The sequence below is a fragment of the Gilliamella sp. LMG 34362 genome (assembly GCF_984569125.1).
The window spans coordinates 832,743-857,463 of the sequence record NZ_OZ474902.1 but is presented as its reverse complement, the minus strand read 5'-3'; the positions used below and the strand labels follow the sequence as shown (position 1 = coordinate 857,463).

Here is a 24,721-nt window from a genome sequence, read left to right as displayed (position 1 = left end):
TATGTGCGAATTATTGGGTATGAGTGCCAATGTGCCGACCGATATTTGTTTTAGTTTTACCAGCTTAATCAAACGTGGGGGCGATAAAGGTCCTCATAAAGATGGCTGGGGCATAACCTTCTATGAAGGTAAAGGATGTCGAACGTTTAAAGATCCGCAACCATGTAGTTTTTCACCCATTGCTAAATTGGTTCAACAATACCCAATAAAATCAACTGCTGTTATTGCTCATATTCGCCAAGCTAATCGCGGTGGTGTTGCACTAGAAAACACTCATCCTTTTACTCGAGAACTATGGGGTAAAAATTGGACTTTTGCACACAATGGACAATTAACTGATTATGAAAAATTAGATACAGGAATATTTCAACCGGTTGGATTAACTGATAGTGAATATGCTTTTTGCTATTTAATAAATGAATTACATAAAAAATACCCACAGCAACCAACCAATAATATTGAACTTTTTGAATATATTAGAGAGTGTGCTATTAAATTAACCCAATTAGGTATTTTTAATATGCTACTGTCAGATGGTGAATATGTGTTTGCCTACTGTTCAACTAATCTACACTGGATCACCCGAAAAGCACCATTTGGAAAAGCCAAGTTAATTGACGAAGATGTTGAGATAGATTTTCAAAAACATACGACACCAAATGATGTTGTAACAATAATTTCAACCATGCCGTTAACTTCGAACGAAATATGGACTAAATTAGCTAGTGGTGAAGCAATTTTATTTAAAAATGGCGAAATTAGCCAATCTTTCTCATCTTGACCTTAGTCATAGGTGCTCGTTTTTGAATAAATATTCTAAATATCCAAAAGTTAATAGACCGACTAAAGTTAAGATTACCCATGGTAAATGCGGTAAACCGATTTGGATGGCCACATCATAAAGCCAACCAGCACCGGTATAACCAATAAAGCCACCTAATGCCAATCCCAACCGACTAAACCCCATATAGCTACCTTTAGCTTTAGGGTTTGTTAAAACAGTTGCTAATGTTTCTCTAGCTGGTTCAGCAATAATCGCACCAAAATAAAACAATGCTATAAGAGAGAGTAGAATCGATAATTGTGATGTAAAGCCAATAATAATAAAAGCAAAAGACATCAACAATAATCCAAATTTAAGACGTTGATCTAATCTAAAATATTTTTCACTTATTCGAGCAAGAGGATAAAGCAAACATAGCGATATTGTTGCTTGGATAGCATACATCCATTTTACATAGCTAGGACTACCTGACACATTGGTAATGGTTAAAGGTAACATCAACATGATTTGCACCCACAGCACATAATAACCGGTTAAAGTAAGTACATAATGAGTAAATTTTCTATCTTTAAGAACCATTTTCATTCCGTTAATAATCGGAGCTTTACCAATTGCGATATGATAGGCCGGTAAGTACATCAGATTAAAGATACCACATAAGAAGAAGATAAAAGCGCCACACCAACACACTAATTGAAAATCATAATCGATTAGAATGCCACCGATAAGAGCGCCAATAACTGCGCCTGCATTATCTTGTATCATTAGTAGAGAAATAAACTTGCCTCGTTCATGAGGACGAGTAAATTTGATAGTTAATCCCATTCTAGGGGGATCAAATAGCAAACCGCCCAATGCCGAAAGTAAACAAGATATTAATAATAACCAATGTTCTGTTGCTAGTGCCATTGAGATAAATCCAATTGATCGCAAAAACATACCAGTTATTATCATTGGTTTAGCACCAAAGCGATCTGCGATTGCCCCACCAATCAAACCAAATCCTTGCTGAACAAATTGACGAAAACCTAAAGCAAAACCAACAAATAACGCACTCCACCCAACTTGACTAACAAAGTGAGTAGAGACCAATGGAAATACTACATAAAATCCCAACACAATAAACAAATTATCTAACAATAATATGTATCGACCTGTTTTACGAACTTGTGAAGGAATTGGCATCTATTTTACTCTTTCGTTTAAATAACCTTGATAATCAGGAATTTCAATTTCCACTTCTTGAGTAAATATTGAGGATTGTATTAAAGCGTTAGCGGTAGCTTGATTAGTGGCTACTGGAATATTCCAAACTGTTGATAAGCGTAATAGAGCTTTTACATCTGGATCATGTGGTACAGCATTAAGTGGATCCCAGAAAAAGATCAGAATATCAATTTTACCTTCAGCAATTAAAGCTCCGATTTGTTGATCCCCCCCCATTGGACCACTGAGCATAGGCGTTATAGTTAATCCCGTTTCTTTCTTAATTAATGTTCCGGTTGTTCCTGTACCACACAGGTTGTGATGCGAAAGTTCTTGTCGATTTTTTTTGCACCAATTTAATAATGCTTCTTTTAAGTGATCATGTGCCACTAAAGCAATATTTTTTTTTGCAGGTAATTTTCGAGTAATGTACTGCATCAATATAGTCCTAATTGATTATTATTTCATTATTTTTATCAGACTTATTATTAAAGCGCAAGCGGTATTTATTGAAAAATAGATAACAAAAAAGGCACCTAAGTGCCTTTTATTTAATCTTAAGAAAAAGATAAAGATAATTAGAATTGATAAATTAATCCTAATGCTACAGTATCTTTAGCTGTTGCTTTAATTTGTGATTTAGTGAATGTACCATCTTCGTATAAACCTCGACGAGCACCAATATCATCTTTATCTAACAAGTTAATTTTATAATCAACAATTGCTGATAAGTTTTTATTAAAGTCATAGGTTAAACCAACATCGACATATTTAGCTAAATCATTACCTTTAAGACCCGCATCACCACTTCTTGAGAAGTTTGATGCATCTTGTACTTTATGTTGAATATAAGCAACAGAAGGAGTTAAACGACCCACTTCAAAGTCAATACCGTATTGAGCAACTAATTCAAACCCTTTAGTTTTCAAATCAGAGGTGTTTTCTGTAGTTGATGCTTTTTCCCAACCGTATTTTTGTTTACCTTGAATATAAAGCGCAGCTAAATATAGATTATCATTATCATATTTAACACCAGCTGACCATGCTTTAGCATCTTTATGACCACCCGTTTGTGCATAGCCGGCACCAATTGATAAACCTGTATCAAGCACGTCCCAATCAATTACTGAACCCCAAGCTTCAGCACTATCATGGCCAGTACGGTCGTGATTATTTAGATATTTAGTTGAACTATTATCACCATTATCGGCATATTGCACAGCAAAACGTAAACCGTTAACTAAACCAAAGAAATCTGAGTTACGATAAGTAGCCACTGCTTTGGTTCTTGCTGTTAATGCATAGATATCATTATTTGATGCATCGCCACCAAACTCAGGTAGAACATCAGTATATGAAGTTAAGGTTTTTAATACACCGTCGTTACGGCCATAATCAAATGAACCAAAATCACCAAAATTTAGACCTGCATAAGCATAACGAGTTTCGTTATCAGCATCAGCTCCTGTTTTAGCTTCATATTCCCAGCGACCATAACCACTCAAACCATCAGTGATTTGTGTTTGTCCTGACATCCCTAAACGAGCAGTGGTTTTGTCACCTTCACCAGTTTGATTATTACGATCAGTAATATAGTTTAAGGCATAAACTCGACCATAAAAGTCAACTTTATTACCATCTTTGTTCCACACTTCAATTGAAGCGCTTGCTGTACCTGCAACTAATAGAGCAGGAATAGCGATTGCTAATAGATTACGTTTCATTTAGTTACCCTCTTAGGTATTTTATTATTAAAGATACAAAATATTTTGTTCTTGATTTAATAAATAGCTGCTGTTAATTAGCAACTAAGTTATTACTGGGATATCTATTATTATTGTTAAATACTAGATTTTTATTGCAAACATTATGGATTAATAACGTTTGTAAGATATTATTCTGCGAATTGAGTCTATTCTATGACTTAAAATAATATTTTTTTAAGCATAAAATGTTTTTTTAGATAACATGACGTTCAAGAGATGAAAAAAAAGGCACCTAAGTGCCTTTTATTGATATTTAAGATATCAAGAAATTAGAATTGGTAAATTAAACCAACACCTAATACATCTTTAGTACCTGGTTTATTTAAGTGACGATCACGTTGAGTTTCAGTATTTAACGCTGCACCAATGTCTTTACGATCTAACAAGTTGAATTTATATTCAACAATCGCACTGAAGTTTTTGTTAAGATCATAAGTCGCACCTAAAGATACATATTTAGCTAAAGGTGAACTAACTTTATGACCGATATAACGGACATTACCAACAACGTCATTCACTGAATCAAGTTTAGCTTTATGTTGAACATAAGCTAATGATGGAGTGATACGACCAACTGGTAAGTCAATTCCGTATTGAGCTACTAATTCAAAACCTCTAATTTTTGCATCAACATCTTTTTCATATACTACACGGTCAGCATCATCTAACCATTGACGTGTCACACCTTCTTTAAATTTAGATTGGAAATAAGTAGCTGCTAAATATAAGTTATAATTATCATATTTAAGACCAGTAGCCCAAGTACTTTGACGATTATAACTATTTGAAGTTTGAGCATAACCCGCACCAGCAGTTAAACCAGTATCAAAAATACGCCATTGGATATTTGCGCCATAAGCTTCACGAGATACATCATCATGTTTGATAGAATCAGTCCAATTTTTATTAGAGTTATCACCATTATCAGCATATTGTAATGCAAAGCTTAAGTCATCACTTAAACCGAAGAAGTTGTTGTTACGGTAAGTCGCAACAGCTTTAGTACGAGCTGAAAGTACGTTCCAATCGTTGTTTGCTGCGTCACCACCGAATTCTGGTAATACGTCAGTATAAGCAGTAATCGCTTTTAACACACCGTCGTTACGACCATAGTCGAATGAACCTAAGTCACCAAAGTTTAAACCAGCAAATGCATAACGAACTTCGTTATTTGAATTTTTACCAGCTTTAGCTTCATATTCCCAACGACCATAACCAGTAATACCGTCAGTGATTTGAGTTTGACCAGACATACCTAAACGAGCTGAAGTATCATCACCTTCATCTGCTTGACCACGGTCAGTAATGTGGTTAGCGGCTTTTACTCGGCCATAAAAGTCAACTTTATTACCGTCTTTGTTCCATACTTCGATAGAAGCATTTGCACCAGCTGCAACTAAAAGAGCAGGGATAGCGATTGCTAATAGATTACGTTTCATTTCTTACCCTCATGGTTATTTCTATAAAAAGACACGCCTTTGGGTTGTGTCAATTTTTACAATGATTATTCATCCAAAAATAATGTTTATAACTAACGTTTTTAACTATTATTTTCATCTTACTTTTTACAGTAGTGTAAATTATGTATAAAAATTTATTAAAATCAAGTGAACTTTTAGTTAAACGTGATGTCTAAGCTTAAAACAGCGTCTGTTTGATTATTTTTTAATCATTTGTAAAGTTTTGTTAATTCAATATTTGCTATCAACTGACCAAAAGTCAGTTGATAATTTGTACAAATTTTAGAAATTTGCATTACGTGGAGTTCTAGGGAAAGGGATCACATCACGAACATTCTGGACGCCAGTGACATAAACAATAAGACGTTCAAAACCTAATCCAAAACCTGAGTGAGGTACAGTACCATAACGACGTAAATCTCGGTACCACCAATAATCTTCTTTTTTAAGACCTAATTCATCCATACGTTTATCTAACATATCCAAACGTTCTTCACGTTGTGAACCACCAATGATTTCACCAATGCCCGGTGCTAATACATCCATTGCCGCAACAGTTTTACCATCATCATTCATACGCATATAAAACGCTTTAATATCTTTAGGATAATTTTTGACAACGACTGGCGCTTTAAAATGTTGTTCAGCTAAATAACGTTCATGTTCAGACGCCAAATCAATACCCCAGCTTACTGGATTTTCAAATTTAGCATCACAGTTTTGTAAGATAGTAATAGCATCAGTGTAGTCCACTTGGGCAAAATCAGCATTAATAAAGCTTTCAAGACGATTAATAGCATCTTTATCAATGTGCTGTGCGAAAAACTGCATATCATCAGCTCGTTTTTCAAGAACTGTTTTAAAGACATATTTCAACATATCTTCAGCAAGTTTGGCATTATCGTTAAGATCAGCAAACGCCACTTCTGGCTCCATCATCCAAAATTCAGCTAAATGGCGTGTAGTATTTGAGTTTTCAGCTCTAAAAGTGGGACCAAAGGTATAGACTTTTGAAAGTGCACATGCATAAGTTTCTGCATTAAGTTGCCCAGAAACAGTTAAAAAAGCTTCTTTACCAAAAAAGTCTTTATCAAAATCAACCTTACCATTATCTGTTTTAGGTAGATTTAACATATCCAGTGTTGAAACGCGGAACATTTCACCGGCACCTTCAGTATCAGAGGCAGTAATAATTGGTGTTGAAAGCCAGAAAAAACCTCGTTCATCAAAAAACTGGTGAATAGCTTGTGCTAAGGTATGTCGTACACGAGTAATCGCACCAACAATATTGGTTCTTGCGCGTAAATGAGCAACTTCGCGAAGATACTCTATTGAGTGACGTTTAGCGGCCATTGGATAAGTTTCAGGATCATCAACAAAACCATAAACTTCAACTTGCGTTGCTTGTAGTTCATATTTTTGTCCTTGACCTGGAGATTCAACAACTTTACCAGTCACTTTTACTGAACAACCAGCAGTTAAACGCAAAATATCTTGTTCATAATTTGGTAAGTCTTTTTCAATTACCGCTTGAATTGGATCAAAACAAGAACCATCATACACAGCCAAAAATGAGATACCGGCTTTAGAATCACGGCGAGTTCTTACCCAACCTTGAACTGAAATGGTGCTACCAACAGCAATTTTACCTTGTAGCACGTCAACAATAGGAGCAACAGAATTCATTTTAATTATCCATCTCTATTTATTATTTATATAGTAAGTAATCTTAAAAGTAATATATAAGCTGAGTTTTAATATTCATTTAAGTATTATCAAAAATTGATAGTACAGATTATTTATAAGACTATATCACTTTGTTTAATTATTAATATTAATCATCAATATGATTATTAATGATTGACTTTAAATGTTCTTTTTAATTCGTCAATAAAAGCCAAATCTTGTGAAATTGTTTTACCAGGACTATCAGATAATTTAGCTACAGCTTGATTATTACATTCCGTTAGTTTTAATACAATGTTTAACGATTTGGTATTTACTTCTGTAGACGGAATATCACAAGCAAGAAAACCACCGATACCAAAGGATAATTTCACTCGATGATTAAAGTGTCGATAAATTTTCAGCGCTTTATCAAAGTTTAGACTATCAGAGAACACCAGTAATTTTGTTTTAGGATCAATTCCTAATTGCTGATAATGGCTAATCGCTTTTTCACCCCATTCAATCGGATCGCCCGAATCATGGCGTAGTCCTTGATAATGAGATGCAAAATAGTAGTCAAAATCACGTAAAAAAGCATCCATAGTAATACAATCTGTCAACGCAACACCCAGATCATCAGGATATTCATCTAACCAAACTTGCAAGGCCGTTTTTTGGCAATCATGCAAATTAGGGCTTAATCGTTGATGGGCTTGGAACCATTCATGGGCTTGCGTGCCAACTGGAGTTAACCCTAAACGATATGCCAATAAATAATTACTAGTACTATGAAAATTGCTGAAATGGTTTTGTAAATAACTTACAACGGCCTCTTGGACAGCAAAAGAGTAACGTCTCCGTGTACCAAAATCCAGCAAATTAAAACCAGACATATCAAGATCATTAGTTTGCTCATCAAATCTGGCTAATTTATCTTTAAGCCTTGCTAATGCTTGTTCAACGCCGATATTTGGCGAACGATCTTTGTGAACTATTTCGCTAATAACCGCCAGCAATGGCACTTCCCACAAAATAACATCAACCCATTTGCCTTCAATTTGAATCACCAGCAAACCATCTTCGTTTTTAATGGTTAATAACTGACTATTAAAACGCCAGTTTTTTAACCAGTTTAAATAATCAGATTTAAAAAAGGTAATACCAGATAAATAGGCGAACTCATCATCGGTAAGTGTTAAAGACTCCATTAATTTAACTTGATGAGCAATTTGATCGGCATATTGACCAAGTAGATCATCACTACGACAGCGAAACTGAGCAACGACAGTCGCGTCAGGATAATGATGAAAAACGGCCTGCTGCATATGCAACTTATAAGCATCAGTATCTAATATTGATGTAATTATTGCGGGTAACATGTCTATCTATTATCAGTTCTTTAAAGAAAATTCTGATGATTATAGCAGAATAATAATTAAGATATAAATTAATTATCTAATAAGATTATTTTTAATAGGCTATAATAGTTCATATAGACATTTTGGTAAAATTAATCGAAATTCATTCCAAAATGATAAATAAATATAATTCATTCTATTTTAGAAAAATAATCATAGATACTGATGGGTATTAACCCCGTTTTGATTAATTTGAATACATAATTAGCACACCACTTACAAAGGTATATAAACATGAGTACAACGACAACTGATATACAACCGACTGCTAAATATCGTCATGACTATAAAACTCCAGACTTTACTATTACTGACATCGATCTTGATTTCGATTTAGCGGCAGAAACAACGACAGTTATCGCCCGTAGTCATATCATCAAAAAAAATTCTCAAGTTAACGATTTAGTATTAGATGGCGAAGAACTTAAATTAGTTTCGGTAAATATTGACGAACAACCTTGGTCTGATTATCAAATCACCAAAACGGGATTAACAATTAAAAATGTCCCTTCCGAATTTAGCTTAACTATCGTTAATCAAATTAAGCCTATCGATAATACTGCACTAGAAGGATTATATGTTTCTGGTGATGCTTTATGCACGCAATGTGAAGCAGAAGGTTTCCGCCACATTACTTACTACCTCGATAGACCTGATGTTCTAGCACGATTTTCAACTAGAATTACTGCTAATAAACAACAATATCCTTATTTATTATCTAATGGTAATCGCATTGCACAAGGAGAACTTTCCGACGGTAGACACTGGGTGCAATGGCAAGATCCATTTCCTAAACCGGCCTATTTATTCGCATTAGTAGCCGGTGATTTTGATATTTTAAAAGATCACTTTATCACTCGTTCTAATCGAAAAATTGATCTTGAAATTTATGTCGATAAAGGCAATTTAGATCGTTCACAATGGGCGATGACCAGTTTAAAAAATGCCATGCGCTGGGATGAAAGCCGTTTTGATTTAGAATATGATTTAGATATCTTTATGATTGTAGCAGTTGATTTTTTCAACATGGGAGCAATGGAAAATAAAGGCCTTAACATTTTCAATTCTAAATATGTCCTTGCTAAACCACAAACTGCCACTGATGATGATTATATCGGTATTGAATCAGTAATTGGTCACGAATATTTTCATAATTGGACCGGTAACCGAGTCACTTGTCGTGATTGGTTCCAACTTAGCCTAAAAGAAGGATTAACAGTATTTAGAGATCAAGAATTCACTTCTGATCAAGGACTCAGATCGGTAAAACGCATTGCTGATGTCAAACTGTTACGCACAGTACAATTTGCTGAAGACGCAAGCCCGATGTCTCATCCTATTCGTCCTGAACAAGTAATTGAAATGAATAATTTCTACACAGTTACCGTATACGAAAAAGGTGCAGAAGTGATTCGTATGATGCATACATTATTAGGTGAAGCTAACTTTCAGGCTGGTATGAAACTTTATTTTGAACGCCATGATGGTAGTGCAGCAACTTGTGATGATTTTGTTGCAGCTATGCAAGATGCATCGGGAATTGATTTAACTCAGTTTAAATTATGGTATAGTCAGTCAGGCACACCAGTGTTAACAGTGACTGACAGTTACAATTCACAAAATCAACAATATACATTAACTGTTGAGCAACATACGCCGGCAACGCAAGATCAAAGCCAAAAACAGGCGCTACATATTCCATTAGATATCGAACTTTATCAGCAAAATGGTGATGTGATTGCATTGCAATATCAAAATAAACCTATTCATCACGTACTAAATGTAACCCAATCCAAACAAGAATTTGTTTTTGATCATGTTTCAGAAAAACCAATTGTTTCACTATTAAGAGATTTTTCAGCTCCAGTAAAACTCAATTACAATTATCAAGATCACGATCTTATATTCTTAATGCAACATGCCAGCAATGCTTTTAGTCGTTACGATGCAGCGCAAATGTTATTAGCAAAATATGTGCGTATGAATGTAAATAATTATCATCAGAATTTATCAATGACAATTCCTGAGCCAGTATTAGATGCTTTTAGAGGAATATTACTATCAGATACCGCTGAACCAGCACTTATAGCACAAATACTGACTTTACCTTCGGAAAATGAATTGGCAAATCTATTTGATATCGTTGATCCGATGGCTATTTATCAAGTTCGTCAATTCTTATTAGGTATCTTTGCTAATGAACTCTATGATGAACTAACTGCGGTTTATCATCATAATCAAACTGCACAATATCAGATTGAACATGCTGACATTGGTAAACGCATGTTGAAAAACTGCTGTTTATCATTATTAGCTTATGCTGACGATAAATCGCTAGCGAATACTTTAGTTGAACAACAATATCAACAAGCCAATAATATGACAGATTCATTAGCGGCGCTTACCACAGCAGTAAAAGCGCAATTAACATGTCGACATACATTACTCTCCGATTTCGATGATAAATGGTATCAAGATGGTTTAGTAATGGATAAGTGGTTGGCTTTAAATGCGACAAGTCCAGAGCAAAATGTATTATCAACAGTGAAAAAATTGCTTAATCATCGCTCTTTTTCACTCAATAATCCAAATCGAATAAGAAGTCTAATTGGTGCTTTTGTTAACAATAACCCTGTTGCTTTTCATGCTGAAGATGGCAGTGGCTACCATTTCTTAGTTGAAATATTAATGGAACTAAACCAGAAAAACCCACAAGTGGCATCAAGACTTATTGATCCACTTATTCGATTAAAACGTTATGACGAAAATCGTCAGAAAAAAATGACAGCTGCTTTAGAAAGCTTATTAAAACTAGATAACTTATCTAAAGATCTGTATGAAAAAATCACTAAAGCGTTAGCTGCATAATAAATTAACAGCATTATAAGGAGCAAAATCCCACCTTGTTATTGATCAATAAGATTTAGTTAAGGTGGGATTTTTAATTAAACAACAGCAAATTTGCTACCAAAAACCCCGTTCCTCAAAATTTTTGCCGAAATTAAAATGAGTTTGAAAAATGACAATGATAAAAGAAATTAGCCCATTACAACTAAAACAAAAAATCGAGAGTAAAGCACCACTCTATTTACTTGATGTCCGAGAAGCTAATGAAGTCGCTATTTGTATGCTTAACGGCGCCAACCATATTCCAATGAATTTAATACCACTTTATTTAGATAAAATTCCTGACGAAGTAGATATTGTGATTTATTGCCATCATGGCGTAAGAAGCCTCAATGTAGCTAACTATTTAGTCGAAAATGGTTTTGATAGTGATTTTCTATATAATTTAACTGGTGGCATTGACGCATGGGCACAACTCATTGATACCAGTATGCCTAAATATTAAATAGCCCGTATTTAAACGGGCAAACTTATTATTCTTGAGGCATGACCCAATAACCATTTTGGTTGTGTTCTTTCATATATTCTTTAAATTGCTGCGACTGATAAATACGCTTTATATCTTTTGCCCACTGGCTATTTTCATTACCACCATTAACCACCACCATGATTTCTAAATCAGGGATAATTGTTTCTGATAACAGCGCTCTTTTCGAATCTATATTGGCAGAATAAACGATACTTCCAGGAATAACAGCAAAGTCTAACTCATTTAAGACTCTTGGAATATTGGCAGAATCCATTTCAACAATATCCACACCAGCAATATTTTCGGCAATATCATTTTTGCTAACAATAATTGGATTAGTATTTGGTTTTAACTTAATCCAACCGGCTTTTTCCAATAAATTATATGAGCGAGCCGCATTTGAGGCATCTTGAGGAATACCAATTTTAGCACCAGAAAAGACATTTTTGATTGAAGTATATTTATTAGAAAATATTGCCGCAGGCACTGAAGGTACATGCACTACCGGTTTTAAATTTGCTTTACGTTGACTATTAAAGACATCCATATAAGCAGTATGTTGAGCAACAGTTAAATCAATACTTCCTTCGCTTAATGCTACATCAGATTCTAATAAATGAGGAAAATTAACTAATTTAACTTTATAACCTTCAGCTTCAAGTATTGGTTTAACAGCATCTTTGAACAGATCATTATACGGCCCTGGTGATACGCCCATACTGATCTCTTTTTTAGTTTGATTATCAACCTTAGATGATGAGTTATCACATGCAGTAATTAAAAAAATAGAACTAAATAATGCTAATAGTGCAACATTGTTAACAAATTTTTGTTTGATAAAACTTATTTTCATTTGAACTATCCTCAGTGAAATGTAAATTTAACAAACACTCTAACATAGAAATAACAATTCATTTATTCCATGTACTTCTATCTTATAACTTTTTGGAATAAGTTATAAAAAACGATTATTAGAGCAAAAAAATCAGCTGTGTTACCGTAAAAGTATCAAAAATTGATATCTATTGGATATGCCATGACTGACACGATTGCCCCTATTATTGAGCAACTTTTTCTGGATTTACATAAAAATCCAGAACTTTCCAATCAAGAATTTGAAACAACAAAAAAGTTAAGAAATTGCTTAGAACAAGCTAATATTCGTATTTTAGAACTGGGGGCAAAAACAGGCGTTATCGCCGAAATTGGCTCAGGAAGCCCTGTTGTTGCCTTACGAGCAGATATTGATGCCCTACCCATAGATGAACAATCTGATTGTCAATACCGTTCAACCAAACAAGGCGTTATGCATGCTTGTGGTCATGACTTGCATACATCAGTGTTAATGGGAGCTGCTTATTTATTAAAAGCTAATGAACAGCAACTAAAAGGAACAGTCCGGTTACTTTTTCAGCCCGCCGAAGAAAATTTTAGTGGTGCATTACATTTTATCGAAATCGGTGCACTCAATGGGGTTGATGCCATTTTTGGTATGCATAATAATCCTAACTTAACCACTAAGCAAATGGCTTCACGAGCAGGCCCATTTTCGGCTAATGTAGACCGTATTGAAATTACGGTAAAGGGAATTGGAGCACACGCTGCAAGACCTGAATCAGGTATTGATCCAATTGTCATTGGTGCACAGATTGTTAATGCGATACAAACAATTTCCAGTCGTACCATAAGTGGGCTCGACCCCGTAGTGGTTAGCATTACCAAATTCTTAGGTGGAAACACTTGGAATGTGATCCCTGAAATAGTTGAAATGGAAGGTACCGTAAGGACACTTACCCCCGATATAAGGCTAAAGGTCAAGCAACAACTAACTAGCATTGTCGAAAATATTGCCTTTAGTATGGGCGCTGAAGCCGAGTTAAGATGGTTTGATGGACCACCATCAATTATAAACGTGGCTAAATGGGTCGAGTTTTGCCAAAACATTGCAAAACAGGAAGGTTATGAGGTTGTTGACTTTCAACCACAACTCGGCGGTGAAGATTTTGCTCACTACTTATATCATGTTCCCGGTGCATTTATCAATCTTGGCTCGCAAAGCCCCTATGCACTACACCATCCTAAATTTTTAGTTAATCGCAATATGATAATGCCAGCAGCTAATTATCTCGCAAATCTTGCGCAACTCGGATTGATTGAATTAGCCAAACATTGATAGGTATAACATAATGATAAAATTTGAAAATGTATCGAAACAATATGAACGCAATGGAATTACGACTCAAGCATTACAAAATATCAATTTAACCATCCAAAAAGGCGATATTTACGGCATTATTGGCTATAGTGGTGCAGGAAAAAGTACACTTGTACGTCTTATAAATTTTCTGGAAAAACCGACACAAGGCAATGTTATTATTCAAAACCAATCATTAAATCAATTATCAAATCCACAACTACGACAAGTACGTCGTAAAATTGGTATGATTTTTCAGCATTTCAATCTACTTGAATCGAAAACTGTATATGAAAACATTGCTATCCCTTTAGTATTAATCAAAAAAAACAAACAAGCGATTAAACAAAAAGTCTATGAACTGCTTGAGTTTGTTGGCTTAAGTGATAAAGCCGATAGCTACCCTAAAGAGCTATCAGGCGGCCAAAAACAACGTATTGGCATCGCTAGGGCTTTGGCCAATGATCCCGATATTTTACTTTGTGATGAAGCTACATCAGCACTCGATCCACAAACCACGCAATCAATTTTGGAATTAATCAAAAAAATTAATGATCAATATAAAATTACCGTGGTATTAATTACCCATGAAATGCATGTTATAGAACAGGTTTGTCATAAAGTCGCGGTGATGGAAAAAGGTAAAATTATTGAACATGGCAATGTACTTGATGTGTTTGGTCATCCCAAACATAAAACCACACAAAATTTTGTTAGCTCAGTAATTAATGATCAAATCCCAGCGGGAGTGGTTGAAAATCTCTTAGAGATAGAAGGAGATAAAAACAATATAAAATTGTTTAAGCTTGAATTTCTGGGTCGTTCAGCCTCAGAACCTGTTATGAATTCGTTAATATTACAACAAAAAGTTGTCGTCAATATTTTGTTTGCCCATATGTCAGAAATTGAAAAAACTGTATTGGGCAGCATGTTTGTTCAACTAAAAGGTAGTGATAGTAATATCGAACAATCGGTACATTTTCTTCGTGAACATGGGGTAAACGTTACAGAAATCCAACATTGGGAGAGCAACTAATGGAAATAGTAAATGATATTATAAATTATTTAAGCACAACTTTTGCAACCAACGTAACTAGTGCACAATTTGCTCAAGCATCTTATGAAACTTTGTATATGGTAGTTTTTGCTTTAACATTAGGATCATTAATTGGCGTGCCATTGGGTATTTGTTTAGTCACTACTCGACCGTCTGGATTGCTTGAAAATAAAAAGATTTATCAGATAATTAATCCAATTATCAATCTCGTTCGCTCATTACCTTTTATTATCTTGCTAGTGGCAATTCTCCCCTTAACCAAATTAATAGTTGGTAGTTCAATAGGCACAACTGCAGCAATTGTGCCATTAACCTTCTATGTAGCACCATATATTTCTCGATTAGTCGAAAACTCATTGCTCGATGTAAATAGTGGTATTATTGAAGCAGCTGAATCAATGGGCGCAACGCCAATACAAATTATTTGGCATTTTATGCTACCAGAGGCATTTAGCTCTTTAATTTTAACCCTAACTACTGCGACAATTGGTTTAATTGGTGCAACTGCGATGGCTGGAGCCATCGGTGCTGGCGGTATTGGTGATCTAGCCGTTTCATACGGTTATCAACGATTCGATACAACGGTTACCTACATTTGTGTCGTGATTTTAGTTATTGCAATTCAGTTTGTACAAAGTACTGGTAATTATTTGGCTCGTAAAGCTCGACATGAGTAATAACAACAACCAATAATAAATTGATAATAGTGGGTACTCTAATAACAGTACCACTATGAAATTTAAATAAAGCTCCAATTACGTAAACTAACATTAAGTTTTTAAGATAAAGTATTAGCATAAAAAGATGAACAATAAAATTCCTTATGTTTTATACTTATTATTGCTAAAATTACCAATTCATTTAACGCATTTGTTTATTTACAATAATCAAGTAGAATACTCAAAATTCAATTATAGTAGTGTAGGAACTCATTGTGACTGACACATTACAGCAAAATTTGGTCGAAATTCACGATATGTCTTTTTATCGTGGTACTCGGCCTATTTACAAAAATATGAACCTAACGGTACCCAAAGGCAAAGTCACCGCTATCATGGGGCCATCAGGCATAGGTAAAACTACGCTATTAAGACTTATTGGTGGGCAATTAAAACCACAAGCTGGTCAAATTTTATTTGATGGTGAAGATGTGCCTAGTATGACACGCTCACGGCTATATGAAGTCCGTAAACGCATGAGCATGCTATTTCAATCAGGTGCATTATTCACTGACTTATCGGTATTTGATAATGTTGCTTATCCATTACGTGAGCATCTAAATTTACCTGAGCCAGTTTTACATAATTTAGTCTTGATGAAACTACAATCAGTAGGCCTTCGTGGCGCTGCCAATATGATGCCTTCCGAATTATCTGGAGGTATGGCTCGGCGTGCCGCGTTAGCCAGAGCTATCGCTCTCGATCCGGATCTCATTATGTTTGATGAACCATTCGCTGGACAGGATCCGATATCAATGGGAGTGATCGTTAAGCTTATTGCTGAACTCAATCAATCGCTTGGCTTAACCTGTATTGTAGTTAGCCATGATGTTAATGAAGTGTTAAGTATTGCTAACTATGCATACATTGTTGCTGAACAACATATTATTGCTGGTGGAACATCTCAAGAATTGCGTAATAATGATGATCTACGCGTTAAGCAATTCCTTGAAGGTTTAGCCGATGGTCCAGTACCCTTTCATTATCCGGCTGTTGATTACAAATTAGACCTAAGTAGAGGTGCAAACTAATGTTGAACTTAATTGCAAAACTTGGTCAATCAATAATTAATATTATTGCTATGTTAGGCCGCTCAGGAGTTATGCTATTTGGTGCACTTATCGGTAAACCTCAATTTAGCAAACAATTTCCATTACTTGTTAAACAATTTTATTTTGTCGGTGTACAATCGCTTTCCATTATTATCGTATCTGGTCTTTTTATAGGTATGGTATTGGCGTTACAAGGTTATTTTATTTTAACTACCTTTGGTGCCGAAGCAAGTTTAGGGATGCTAGTTGCCCTTGCTTTATTACGAGAGCTTGGTCCTGTGGTTGCTGGATTACTTTTTGCCGGCCGAGCTGGTTCAGCCCTAACTGCCGAAATAGGATTAATGAAGGCCACTGAACAATTGTCAAGTATGGAGATGATGGCGATCGATCCATTAAGAAGAATTATTGCACCACGGTTTTGGGCGGGATTTTTCTGTATGCCATTTTTAACCGCAATTTTTGTCGCTGTTGGTATTTTAGGCGGTGTATTAGTCGGTGTTGATTGGAAAGGTATTGATGCTGGATTTTTTTGGTCTTCTATTCAAAGTAATGTCGATTGGTGGCACGATTTAGGCAATTGTTTTATAAAAAGCTTTGCTTTTGCAATCGCTAGTACATGGATTGCATTATTTAATGGTTATGATTGCGTACCAACATCAGAAGGAATCAGTCGGGCAACAACCAACACTGTTGTCTATTCATCATTAGTTATTTTGGGGTTAGATTTTATTTTAACCGCATTAATGTTTAGTAATTGAGGTCATTAAACATGAGTCGTAAAGTTGAAATTACAGTAGGATTATTTATGGTACTGGTGATCTGCTCAGTACTCTTTTTATGCTTTAGAGTTACTGATCCAACATCTTTTGCTAGTCATAATTCTTACCGTGTTTATGCAGTATTTGATAATATTGGTGGATTAAAGGTAAGATCACCAATTAAAATTGGTGGGGTAGTAATTGGTCGTGTCAGTAATATTAGTTTAAAATCAGATAATGGTGATGTTTATAAACCTTATGTTACTATGGATCTCGATTCCCAATACGATAAAATTCCGAGTTCTAGTTCACTTTCTATCAAAACTTCAGGCCTATTAGGTGAACAATTCATTGATATTAATTTTGGGTTAGATCAAAACATTGAACAGGAATTAGATGCTTTAGATGCAGAAGATGCCACTGCACCAACCAATAATAATGTCAACAAGAAGCCTGTTTATCTTATAGACGGTTATGTGATTAACAATACTAAACCAGCAATGGTTATTGAAGATTTAATTGGACAGTTTTTATATAGTGCTGGTGGATCGTCAGATAAAGACAAAAAACAAGATACTAACGAAAGTAAGGAGTAATTATGTTAACCAGATTGAAACAAAGTTTATTTTTAATACTTGCATTAATGATAAGTACAGCAGCGTTTGCAGAAAATGACCCATATAAAGATATGCAAGTTGCAGCAGACAAAATTTTTAGCACTATGAAAGCGCAATCAGCGACGCTTAAATCAAATCCAAATAAACTTAAAGATATTGTCAGAGCTGACTTACTACCTTATGTACAAGTTAAATATGCTGGTGCACTCATTTTAGGTAATGCGTATAAAACGGCAACTGACACACAACGTACGGCTTATTTCAAAGCTTTCGAAAACTATCTAGTTCAAGCCTTTGCCCAGGCACTTTCAATGTATAACGGTCAATCTTATCAAGTTGAAACCTCAAAAGATTTAACCGGTAAATCGTTAATTTCTATCCGCGTATTACTAAATCAACCAGATAAAAATCAACAACCGTTACGAATTGATTTCCAATGGCGAAAAAATACCGTAACGGGTGAATGGAAAGCTTATGATTTAATAGCTGAAGGCGTAAGTATGATTACAACCAAACAAAATGAATGGTCAACAATTTTACGCCAAGATGGAATTGATGCATTAACTAAACAGTTAAATGATCTATCTAATCGCAATATTGATCCAAACGCTAAACAAAAAGGTTAGTTCATCATGTCGCGAATCCAAGCAGAAAAACAACAAAATATACTTAATTTAATCGGTGAGCTTGATGCTCACTCATTAAATGATTTATGGTCAACACAAAATACACTTTTAAATGGTGTAACGGATATTAATGTAACTCAAGTTACCCGCGTTGACTCTTCTGGGCTCGCGACACTGGTCTATTTTTGTAACCAATATAATATCAAATTAACCGGGATCAGCCCCCAGTTACAAACATTAATTGAACTTTATGATTTGCAAACGGTTATTAATCAGTAACTGTTTATGCAAATTCATAATAAAAACCCCCCTTTCCTCAAAATTTTTTTAATAAACAAAATATAGATAATAAGAGTTTAAATAATGGATAAGCAAGAAATTATAGCTAAATTAAAAAGTTCACTCGACCTCGATGATGTTCATGTAATGACAGATGATGGCAGCCACTTTCAAGTTATTGCAGTTAGTGAAATCTTTGCCGAATTAAGTCGAGTAAAAAAACAACAAGCTATATATGCACCTTTAGCCGAATTTATTAATGATAATCGGATCCATGCATTATCAATCAAAACATATACACCGACTGAATGGCAACGTGAGCGTAAATTAATGGGTTTATAATTAAACCCAATCAGCATTTTGACTTGAATTAAGGTTTTTAGCCACAACATAATGTTTTATTAAGAACCATAATCATTCGCATAAGGTATCGCAGTATGACTAACCCACTATTAAGCAATTCATCATTACCCCAATTTTCAAAAATTAAACCTGAGCATGTTCTGCCTGCTATTCAAGAGACATTAAACAACTGTCGTAAAACAATCGAATCAGTATTGGAACAAAATAGTGAATACACTTGGGATAACCTAATACAACCCATTGATGAAATGGATGAAAAATTTAGCCGAGCGTGGTCACCAGTTAGTCATCTTAATTCAGTAAAAAATAGTCCTGAATTACGTGAAGCTTATGAAGCTTGTTTACCACTACTCTCGGAATACAGCACTTGGGTTGGACAATATAAACCATTATATCAAGCTTACAAACAACTTAAAAATAGCAAGCATTATGAAAATTTAAGTAAGGCACAGAAAAAGGTGATCGACAATGCCTTACGTGATTTTGAATTATCTGGAATCGGCTTATCAGATGATAAACAAAAACGTTACGGTGAAATTGTTGCTAAACTTTCAGAATTATCATCGCAATATAGTAACAATGTATTAGATGCAACAATGGGATGGTCCAAACTAATTACTAATGTTGACGACTTGTCTGGATTACCTGAAAGTGCCTTAGCAGCAGCAAAAGAACAGGCAAAAGCTAAAAATCAAGAAGGTTGGTTACTGACTTTAGATATGCCAAGTTATTTACCGATTATGACTTACTGTGATAATCGAGACTTACGCTTTGAACTTTATCAAGCATATAATACTCGCGCATCCGATCAAGGGCCTAATGCAGGTAAATGGGATAATACCGATATTATTAAACAAATTTTATCACTTCGTGATGAACTCGCTAAATTACTCGGTTTTGAAACTTATGCTGACAAATCATTAGCGACCAAAATGGCTGAAACTACTGCTCAAGTTACTGTCTTTTTAACTGATTTAGCTAGCAAGGCCAAACCGCAAGGTGAAAAAGAGTTAGCCGATTTAAAAAGATATGCTTATGAGTTCTTTGGAGCTAGTGATATTAAACCTTGGGATATCGCTTATTACAGCGAAAAACAAAAACAACATCTATATACTATCAATGATGAAGAGCTTCGTCCCTATTTCCCTGAACAACGTGTCGTTAGTGGATTATTTGAAGTCGTACGTCGTATTTTTGGTATTACCGCTAAACAACGCCATGACGTAGAAGTTTGGGCGCCAGAGGTAAAATTCTATGATCTTTATGCTGCTAATGGAGAATTAAAAGGTAGTTTTTATCTCGACCTATATGCCCGTGAGCATAAACGCGGTGGAGCTTGGATGGATGATTGTATTGGCCAAATGCGTTTTGCCGATGGTCACTTGCAAAAACCTGTAGCTTATTTAACCTGTAACTTTAATCGCCCAATTGGTGACAAACCAGCTTTATTCACCCACAATGAAGTCACCACGTTATTCCATGAATTTGGTCATGGATTACATCATATGTTGACTGAAATTGAAGTGTCGTCGGTAGCAGGTATTAATGGAGTTCCATGGGATGCCGTTGAATTACCAAGTCAATTTTTAGAAAATTGGTGCTGGCAACCTGAAGCTTTAGAATTTATATCCGGTCATTATCTAACAGGAGAACCTTTACCTAAAGAGATGTTAGATAAAATGCTAGATGCTAAAAACTTCCAAGCAGCATTATTTATTTTACGTCAATTAGAATTTGGTTTATTTGATTTTAAACTACATAGTAACAAAGCACCGGATATTTTAGAGACATTAAAACAGGTCAGACAACAAGTTGCAGTAGTACCTACTGTTGATTGGGGACGGTTCCCGCATGCGTTTAGCCATATTTTTGCTGGTGGTTATGCGGCTGGTTATTATAGTTATCTTTGGGCGGAAGTTTTATCAGCAGATGCATTTTCTCGTTTTGAAGAAGAAGGGATTTTTAATGAATCAACCGGTAATGCATTTCTCGATAATATTTTGTCGCAGGGTGGCAGTGATGAACCTATGACACTGTTTAAAAATTTCCGTGGCCGTGAGCCACAACTTGAGGCATTACTTCGTCACTATGGAATCCACTAATATCAATACTGCTCAGCTAAAACAATTAGCTGAGCAGTGGTTATCTGATCATATCAAACTTCCATTTGTTTTAGTTAGTCAAGCTCATCAACTTGAGTTACAAAAAACCGATGAGCCAAAATTAGGGGCAGTCGCAGTTAATTTTGTGTCAGGCACAATGGCACATCGCCGTCAATTTGGTGGTGGTCGTGGTGAGGCAATCGCTAAAGCCGTTGGCGTTAAAGGTAATTACTTACCAACCGTTATAGATGCCACTGCTGGATTAGGACGAGATGCCTTCGTATTAGCTTCTATTGGCTGTCAAGTTACAATGTTTGAGCGTCATCCTGTGGTCGCCGCCTTACTCGCTGATGGCCTTGATCGTGCTTATCAAGATCCGACTATTGGTCAATTATTACAAAAACAGTTACGTTTAATTTATAATTCAAGCTTACATGGACTCAGCTTATATCAAGATAAACCTGATGTTGTGTACCTTGATCCGATGTTTCCACATCGACAAAAAAGTGCATTAGTCAAAAAAGAGATGCGTATTTTTCAACAATTAGTCGGTAGTGATCTTGATGCCGAAAGTTTGCTCGAACCGGCAAGGCGATTAGCCAAAAAACGAGTTGTTGTCAAACGGCCTGATTATGCACCATTTTTAGCCAATCAAAAACCAACGGCTGAAATTAAAACTAAAAATCATCGTTTTGATATTTATACACCATTAGATTGTATATAGGAACAGTATTTAAATATGCGACTGGATAAATTTCTTGCTCACCATTTAGGTGTGAGTCGAACAATAGTCAGTAAAGAACTTAAAGCCCAAAAAGTTACCGTTAATGGTGATATTGTCAAATCAGGGGCTTATCATATCTCACCAGATCAAATTGTAGAATATGATGGTTTCGAAATCGTACCTATTACCGAAAATCGCTACTTTATGCTCAATAAACCACAAGGGTATGTCTGCTCTACTGATGATCCAGATCATCCAACTATCCTCTATTTTATTGATGAACCTATGGCAGAAAAACTGCATTCAGCAGGCAGACTGGATCTTGATACCACTGGTTTGGTTTTATTAACCGATGATGGTAAGTGGTCACATCGTATAACATCACCTAAACATCATTGTGAAAAAGTTTATCAAGTGACGGTTGAACAACCACTTACCGCTAATCTTATTGATATCTTTAAACAAGGCATTCAGTTAAAAAGTGAAAAAACTCTGACCGAACCAGCTAAATTGATTATCATTGACGATTATCATGCAGAACTCACTATAAGCGAAGGGCGATATCACCAAGTAAAACGAATGTTCACAGCGGTAAATAACCATGTCACCCAATTACATCGCAAACAGATCGGCAATATTGTTCTTGATATACCTGAAGGTGAATATCGGCCACTTACTCAGGACGAGATCAATTCGTTTAATTAGTATTTTTGATTAGATTGAATAAATAATGATTTTTTTGCTAAATTTTAGCTCCAAAGGAATGACGACGTGCAAACACAAGATCCGCAAATAGAAATCAAAGTTTCTAAACAAGCACTCATTTTTATTCTTGGTTTGATTTCAATGTTGATGCCATTATCCATTGATATGTATTTGCCAAGTATGCCAACTATTGCCGAAAAATTTAATGTTGCTGACTCCACTGTACAATTAACGATAAGTTGTTATTTATTAGGATTTTCACTAGGCCAACTTTTATTTGGCCCCCTAACCGATAGCTATGGACGACGAAAAGTTTTAACTTTTGGGCTAATTATCTTCATCATTGCTGCATTATGTTGTGGTCTAGCTGCTAATATAAATCAATTAATTACTGCCCGCTTTTTTCATGGCATAGCGGCATCGGCAACTACCATTGTCATTAATGCATTAATGAAAGATATTTATCGTGATCGTGATGAGTTTTCAAAAATGATGTCTTTTGTCATGCTCATCTCCAATATTGCCCCACTACTTGCACCAATTATTGGCGGTTTTATTCTATTTTGGTTTGACTGGCAAGCAAACTTTTATGTTCTTAGTTTAATGGCTATCATCTGCCTAGGCTTGGTAACAATCAATATCCCAGAAACCTTAGCCAAATCGAAACGTGATAAATTTAGCATCATTAGAATTTTAAGTAATTTCATTGCATTATTTAGACATAGGCAAGTATTTACTTATATGATGATTGGCGCATTTTCTGGAGCAGGACTATTCTCATTTCTCAGTCTGGGGCCATTTGTTTATATTAATTTACATGGTGTTGCTTCAATCAATTTTGGTTATTACTTTGCTATAAATATTTTAGTTATGATATTTATGAACACCCTAAATAGCCGTCTGGTACGACGAGTTGGCTCGATAAAAATGATACAATTAGGATTATTAATTCAGTTTGTAATGACAATTGGTATGGCAATTACCAGTATATTTTACTTAGGATTTTTCTTTTTAGTCATATTTATTGCTGGTTATATCGGTTGTATTTCAACCATAGGAGGGAATTGCATGGCGGTAATTCTTGATTGTTATTCTCATATCGCCGGAACCGCATCCTCACTTGCAGGCACGATTCGCTTTGCGGTTGCCGGCGCTATTGGTGTTTTACTTTCTACACTCGTTTCAACACAGACTACAACCTCAGTTACGAATAATTTAACTGAATGGTTGATGGTTGGTTCAATGGTGATCTGTAACTTCTTAGCCGTCGGTTTATTTTTGAGTGTTAGAAATATAACAAGGAAAAAAACATGATTTATCAATTAGACAACTTAAAACCACAAATTAATCCAACTTGCTTTGTTGCCAACTCTGCCGATATTATTGGTGATGTGGTTTTAGATGAAAATGTATCTATTTGGTTTAATGCAGTTTTACGTGGTGATATCGCCAAGATACATATTGGTAAAAACAGTAATGTTCAAGATAACTCTACGATTCATATTGAAACTAAAGTTCCATGTATTATTGGTGAAAACGTAACAATTGGCCATAACGTCATTTTACATAGTTGCACGGTCGAAGATAATGTTTTAATTGGTATGGGTAGCACAATTTTAAATAATGCTAAAATTGCCAAAAATTGCTTAGTAGGCGCTAACTCGCTGGTTACTCACAGCTTACCATATGAAGAAGGTTGCCTAATTATGGGATCTCCAGCTAAAATTATTCGTAAATTGACTGAGAAAGAAATTCTAGCCAACATTACAAATGCTCAACACTATGTATTAAATGCGCAAAGATTTAATCAAACCTTGATCGAATTGAATTCATATCAATAAATTACT

General features: G+C 35.2%; 24 protein-coding genes. 17 read left to right on the top strand and 7 right to left on the bottom strand.

Going from position 1 to position 24,721, the window contains the following annotated elements; translation table 11 throughout:
* Window position 1 precedes the first annotated feature (1 nt).
* Window positions 2-781 carry a class II glutamine amidotransferase gene (locus tag AC5LWZ_RS04045; protein ID WP_086358665.1) on the top strand — a complete coding sequence of 260 codons (780 nt, stop codon included), beginning with the start codon at window positions 2-4 and terminating at the stop codon, window positions 779-781.
* Window positions 782-787: 6 nt separating this feature from the next.
* Here AC5LWZ_RS04045 and mdtH read toward each other — a convergent pair whose 3' ends face one another.
* The 6 genes from mdtH to pncB all read right to left on the bottom strand — a co-directional run bounded on the left by mdtH (window position 788) and on the right by pncB (window position 8,263).
* The gene (gene mdtH, locus AC5LWZ_RS04040; protein ID WP_493464009.1) at window positions 788-1,969 is read right to left on the bottom strand and encodes a multidrug efflux MFS transporter MdtH; all 1,182 of its coding nucleotides are present in this window, start codon (window positions 1,967-1,969) and stop codon (window positions 788-790) included.
* Complete coding sequence (locus AC5LWZ_RS04035) at window positions 1,970-2,428, bottom strand: methylglyoxal synthase (protein WP_086358663.1); 459 nt, start codon at window positions 2,426-2,428, stop codon at window positions 1,970-1,972.
* A gap of 140 nt (window positions 2,429-2,568) precedes the next feature.
* The gene (locus tag AC5LWZ_RS04030; RefSeq protein WP_198247943.1) at window positions 2,569-3,714 is read right to left on the bottom strand and encodes a porin; all 1,146 of its coding nucleotides are present in this window, start codon (window positions 3,712-3,714) and stop codon (window positions 2,569-2,571) included.
* Between the two features lie 311 nt (window positions 3,715-4,025).
* The gene (locus AC5LWZ_RS04025; protein ID WP_493464008.1) at window positions 4,026-5,195 is read right to left on the bottom strand and encodes a porin; all 1,170 of its coding nucleotides are present in this window, start codon (window positions 5,193-5,195) and stop codon (window positions 4,026-4,028) included.
* A gap of 303 nt (window positions 5,196-5,498) precedes the next feature.
* Window positions 5,499-6,902: an asparagine--tRNA ligase gene (asnS, locus tag AC5LWZ_RS04020; RefSeq protein ID WP_086358660.1), complete on the bottom strand. Its 1,404-nt coding sequence runs from the start codon at window positions 6,900-6,902 to the stop codon at window positions 5,499-5,501.
* A gap of 167 nt (window positions 6,903-7,069) precedes the next feature.
* A complete protein-coding gene (gene pncB / locus AC5LWZ_RS04015) occupies window positions 7,070-8,263 on the bottom strand; it encodes a nicotinate phosphoribosyltransferase (RefSeq protein ID WP_144189027.1) in 1,194 nt (397 codons plus the stop codon).
* Between the two features lie 273 nt (window positions 8,264-8,536).
* Here pncB and pepN point away from each other — a divergent pair, with 273 nt between their 5' ends.
* Together pepN and AC5LWZ_RS04005 are read left to right on the top strand one after the other, a co-directional pair.
* Entirely contained in the window at window positions 8,537-11,170 is a 2,634-nt protein-coding gene (gene pepN / locus AC5LWZ_RS04010) for an aminopeptidase N (protein ID WP_493464007.1), read from the top strand.
* A 151-nt stretch (window positions 11,171-11,321) separates the two neighbouring features.
* The gene (locus tag AC5LWZ_RS04005) at window positions 11,322-11,654 is read left to right on the top strand and encodes a rhodanese-like domain-containing protein (protein WP_086358657.1); all 333 of its coding nucleotides are present in this window, start codon (window positions 11,322-11,324) and stop codon (window positions 11,652-11,654) included.
* A gap of 28 nt (window positions 11,655-11,682) precedes the next feature.
* Here the strand turns inward: AC5LWZ_RS04005 and AC5LWZ_RS04000 are convergent, their stop codons facing one another.
* On the bottom strand, window positions 11,683-12,531 hold the full coding sequence (locus tag AC5LWZ_RS04000) for a MetQ/NlpA family ABC transporter substrate-binding protein (RefSeq protein ID WP_493464006.1): 849 nt from the start codon (window positions 12,529-12,531) through the stop codon (window positions 11,683-11,685).
* A gap of 183 nt (window positions 12,532-12,714) precedes the next feature.
* Between AC5LWZ_RS04000 and AC5LWZ_RS03995 the strand changes: the two genes are divergently transcribed.
* From AC5LWZ_RS03995 to AC5LWZ_RS03930, 14 genes are all read left to right on the top strand, one after another.
* Window positions 12,715-13,851, top strand: coding sequence for an amidohydrolase (locus AC5LWZ_RS03995; RefSeq protein WP_294892773.1), 1,137 nt, complete (start codon window positions 12,715-12,717; stop codon window positions 13,849-13,851).
* A 13-nt stretch (window positions 13,852-13,864) separates the two neighbouring features.
* Window positions 13,865-14,908, top strand: a complete 1,044-nt coding sequence (locus AC5LWZ_RS03990; RefSeq protein ID WP_198201235.1) for a methionine ABC transporter ATP-binding protein — start codon at window positions 13,865-13,867, stop codon at window positions 14,906-14,908.
* Window positions 14,909-15,006: 98 nt separating this feature from the next.
* Window positions 15,007-15,606, top strand: coding sequence for a methionine ABC transporter permease (locus tag AC5LWZ_RS03985; protein ID WP_363317459.1), 600 nt, complete (start codon window positions 15,007-15,009; stop codon window positions 15,604-15,606).
* 299 nt (window positions 15,607-15,905) lie between these two features.
* Complete coding sequence (mlaF, locus tag AC5LWZ_RS03980; RefSeq protein ID WP_198201466.1) at window positions 15,906-16,679, top strand: phospholipid ABC transporter ATP-binding protein MlaF; 774 nt, start codon at window positions 15,906-15,908, stop codon at window positions 16,677-16,679.
* Complete coding sequence (gene mlaE, locus AC5LWZ_RS03975) at window positions 16,679-17,458, top strand: lipid asymmetry maintenance ABC transporter permease subunit MlaE (protein WP_086362848.1); 780 nt, start codon at window positions 16,679-16,681, stop codon at window positions 17,456-17,458. Before mlaF ends, mlaE begins: the two co-directional genes overlap by 1 nt.
* Before the next feature lie 11 nt (window positions 17,459-17,469).
* Entirely contained in the window at window positions 17,470-18,054 is a 585-nt protein-coding gene (gene mlaD, locus AC5LWZ_RS03970; RefSeq protein ID WP_110448421.1) for an outer membrane lipid asymmetry maintenance protein MlaD, read from the top strand.
* Between the two features lie 2 nt (window positions 18,055-18,056).
* Complete coding sequence (gene mlaC / locus AC5LWZ_RS03965; RefSeq protein WP_110448422.1) at window positions 18,057-18,701, top strand: phospholipid-binding protein MlaC; 645 nt, start codon at window positions 18,057-18,059, stop codon at window positions 18,699-18,701.
* A gap of 6 nt (window positions 18,702-18,707) precedes the next feature.
* Complete coding sequence (locus tag AC5LWZ_RS03960; protein ID WP_198222239.1) at window positions 18,708-18,980, top strand: STAS domain-containing protein; 273 nt, start codon at window positions 18,708-18,710, stop codon at window positions 18,978-18,980.
* Between the two features lie 84 nt (window positions 18,981-19,064).
* On the top strand, window positions 19,065-19,322 hold the full coding sequence (locus tag AC5LWZ_RS03955; protein WP_065613967.1) for a BolA family protein: 258 nt from the start codon (window positions 19,065-19,067) through the stop codon (window positions 19,320-19,322).
* A 95-nt stretch (window positions 19,323-19,417) separates the two neighbouring features.
* Window positions 19,418-21,445, top strand: a complete 2,028-nt coding sequence (gene prlC / locus AC5LWZ_RS03950; protein WP_493464005.1) for an oligopeptidase A — start codon at window positions 19,418-19,420, stop codon at window positions 21,443-21,445.
* A complete protein-coding gene (locus tag AC5LWZ_RS03945) occupies window positions 21,432-22,169 on the top strand; it encodes a class I SAM-dependent methyltransferase (RefSeq protein WP_198201240.1) in 738 nt (245 codons plus the stop codon). The genes prlC and AC5LWZ_RS03945 overlap by 14 nt, the downstream gene beginning before the upstream one ends.
* A gap of 15 nt (window positions 22,170-22,184) precedes the next feature.
* Complete coding sequence (gene rsuA / locus AC5LWZ_RS03940) at window positions 22,185-22,874, top strand: 16S rRNA pseudouridine(516) synthase RsuA (RefSeq protein WP_493464004.1); 690 nt, start codon at window positions 22,185-22,187, stop codon at window positions 22,872-22,874.
* Between the two features lie 141 nt (window positions 22,875-23,015).
* The gene (locus AC5LWZ_RS03935; protein WP_493464172.1) at window positions 23,016-24,188 is read left to right on the top strand and encodes a Bcr/CflA family multidrug efflux MFS transporter; all 1,173 of its coding nucleotides are present in this window, start codon (window positions 23,016-23,018) and stop codon (window positions 24,186-24,188) included.
* Window positions 24,185-24,715 (top strand): gamma carbonic anhydrase family protein, encoded by a 531-nt coding sequence (locus tag AC5LWZ_RS03930; RefSeq protein ID WP_294892769.1) that lies wholly within the window; start codon window positions 24,185-24,187, stop codon window positions 24,713-24,715. The genes AC5LWZ_RS03935 and AC5LWZ_RS03930 overlap by 4 nt, the downstream gene beginning before the upstream one ends.
* The last annotated feature ends 6 nt before the right edge of the window (window positions 24,716-24,721 follow it).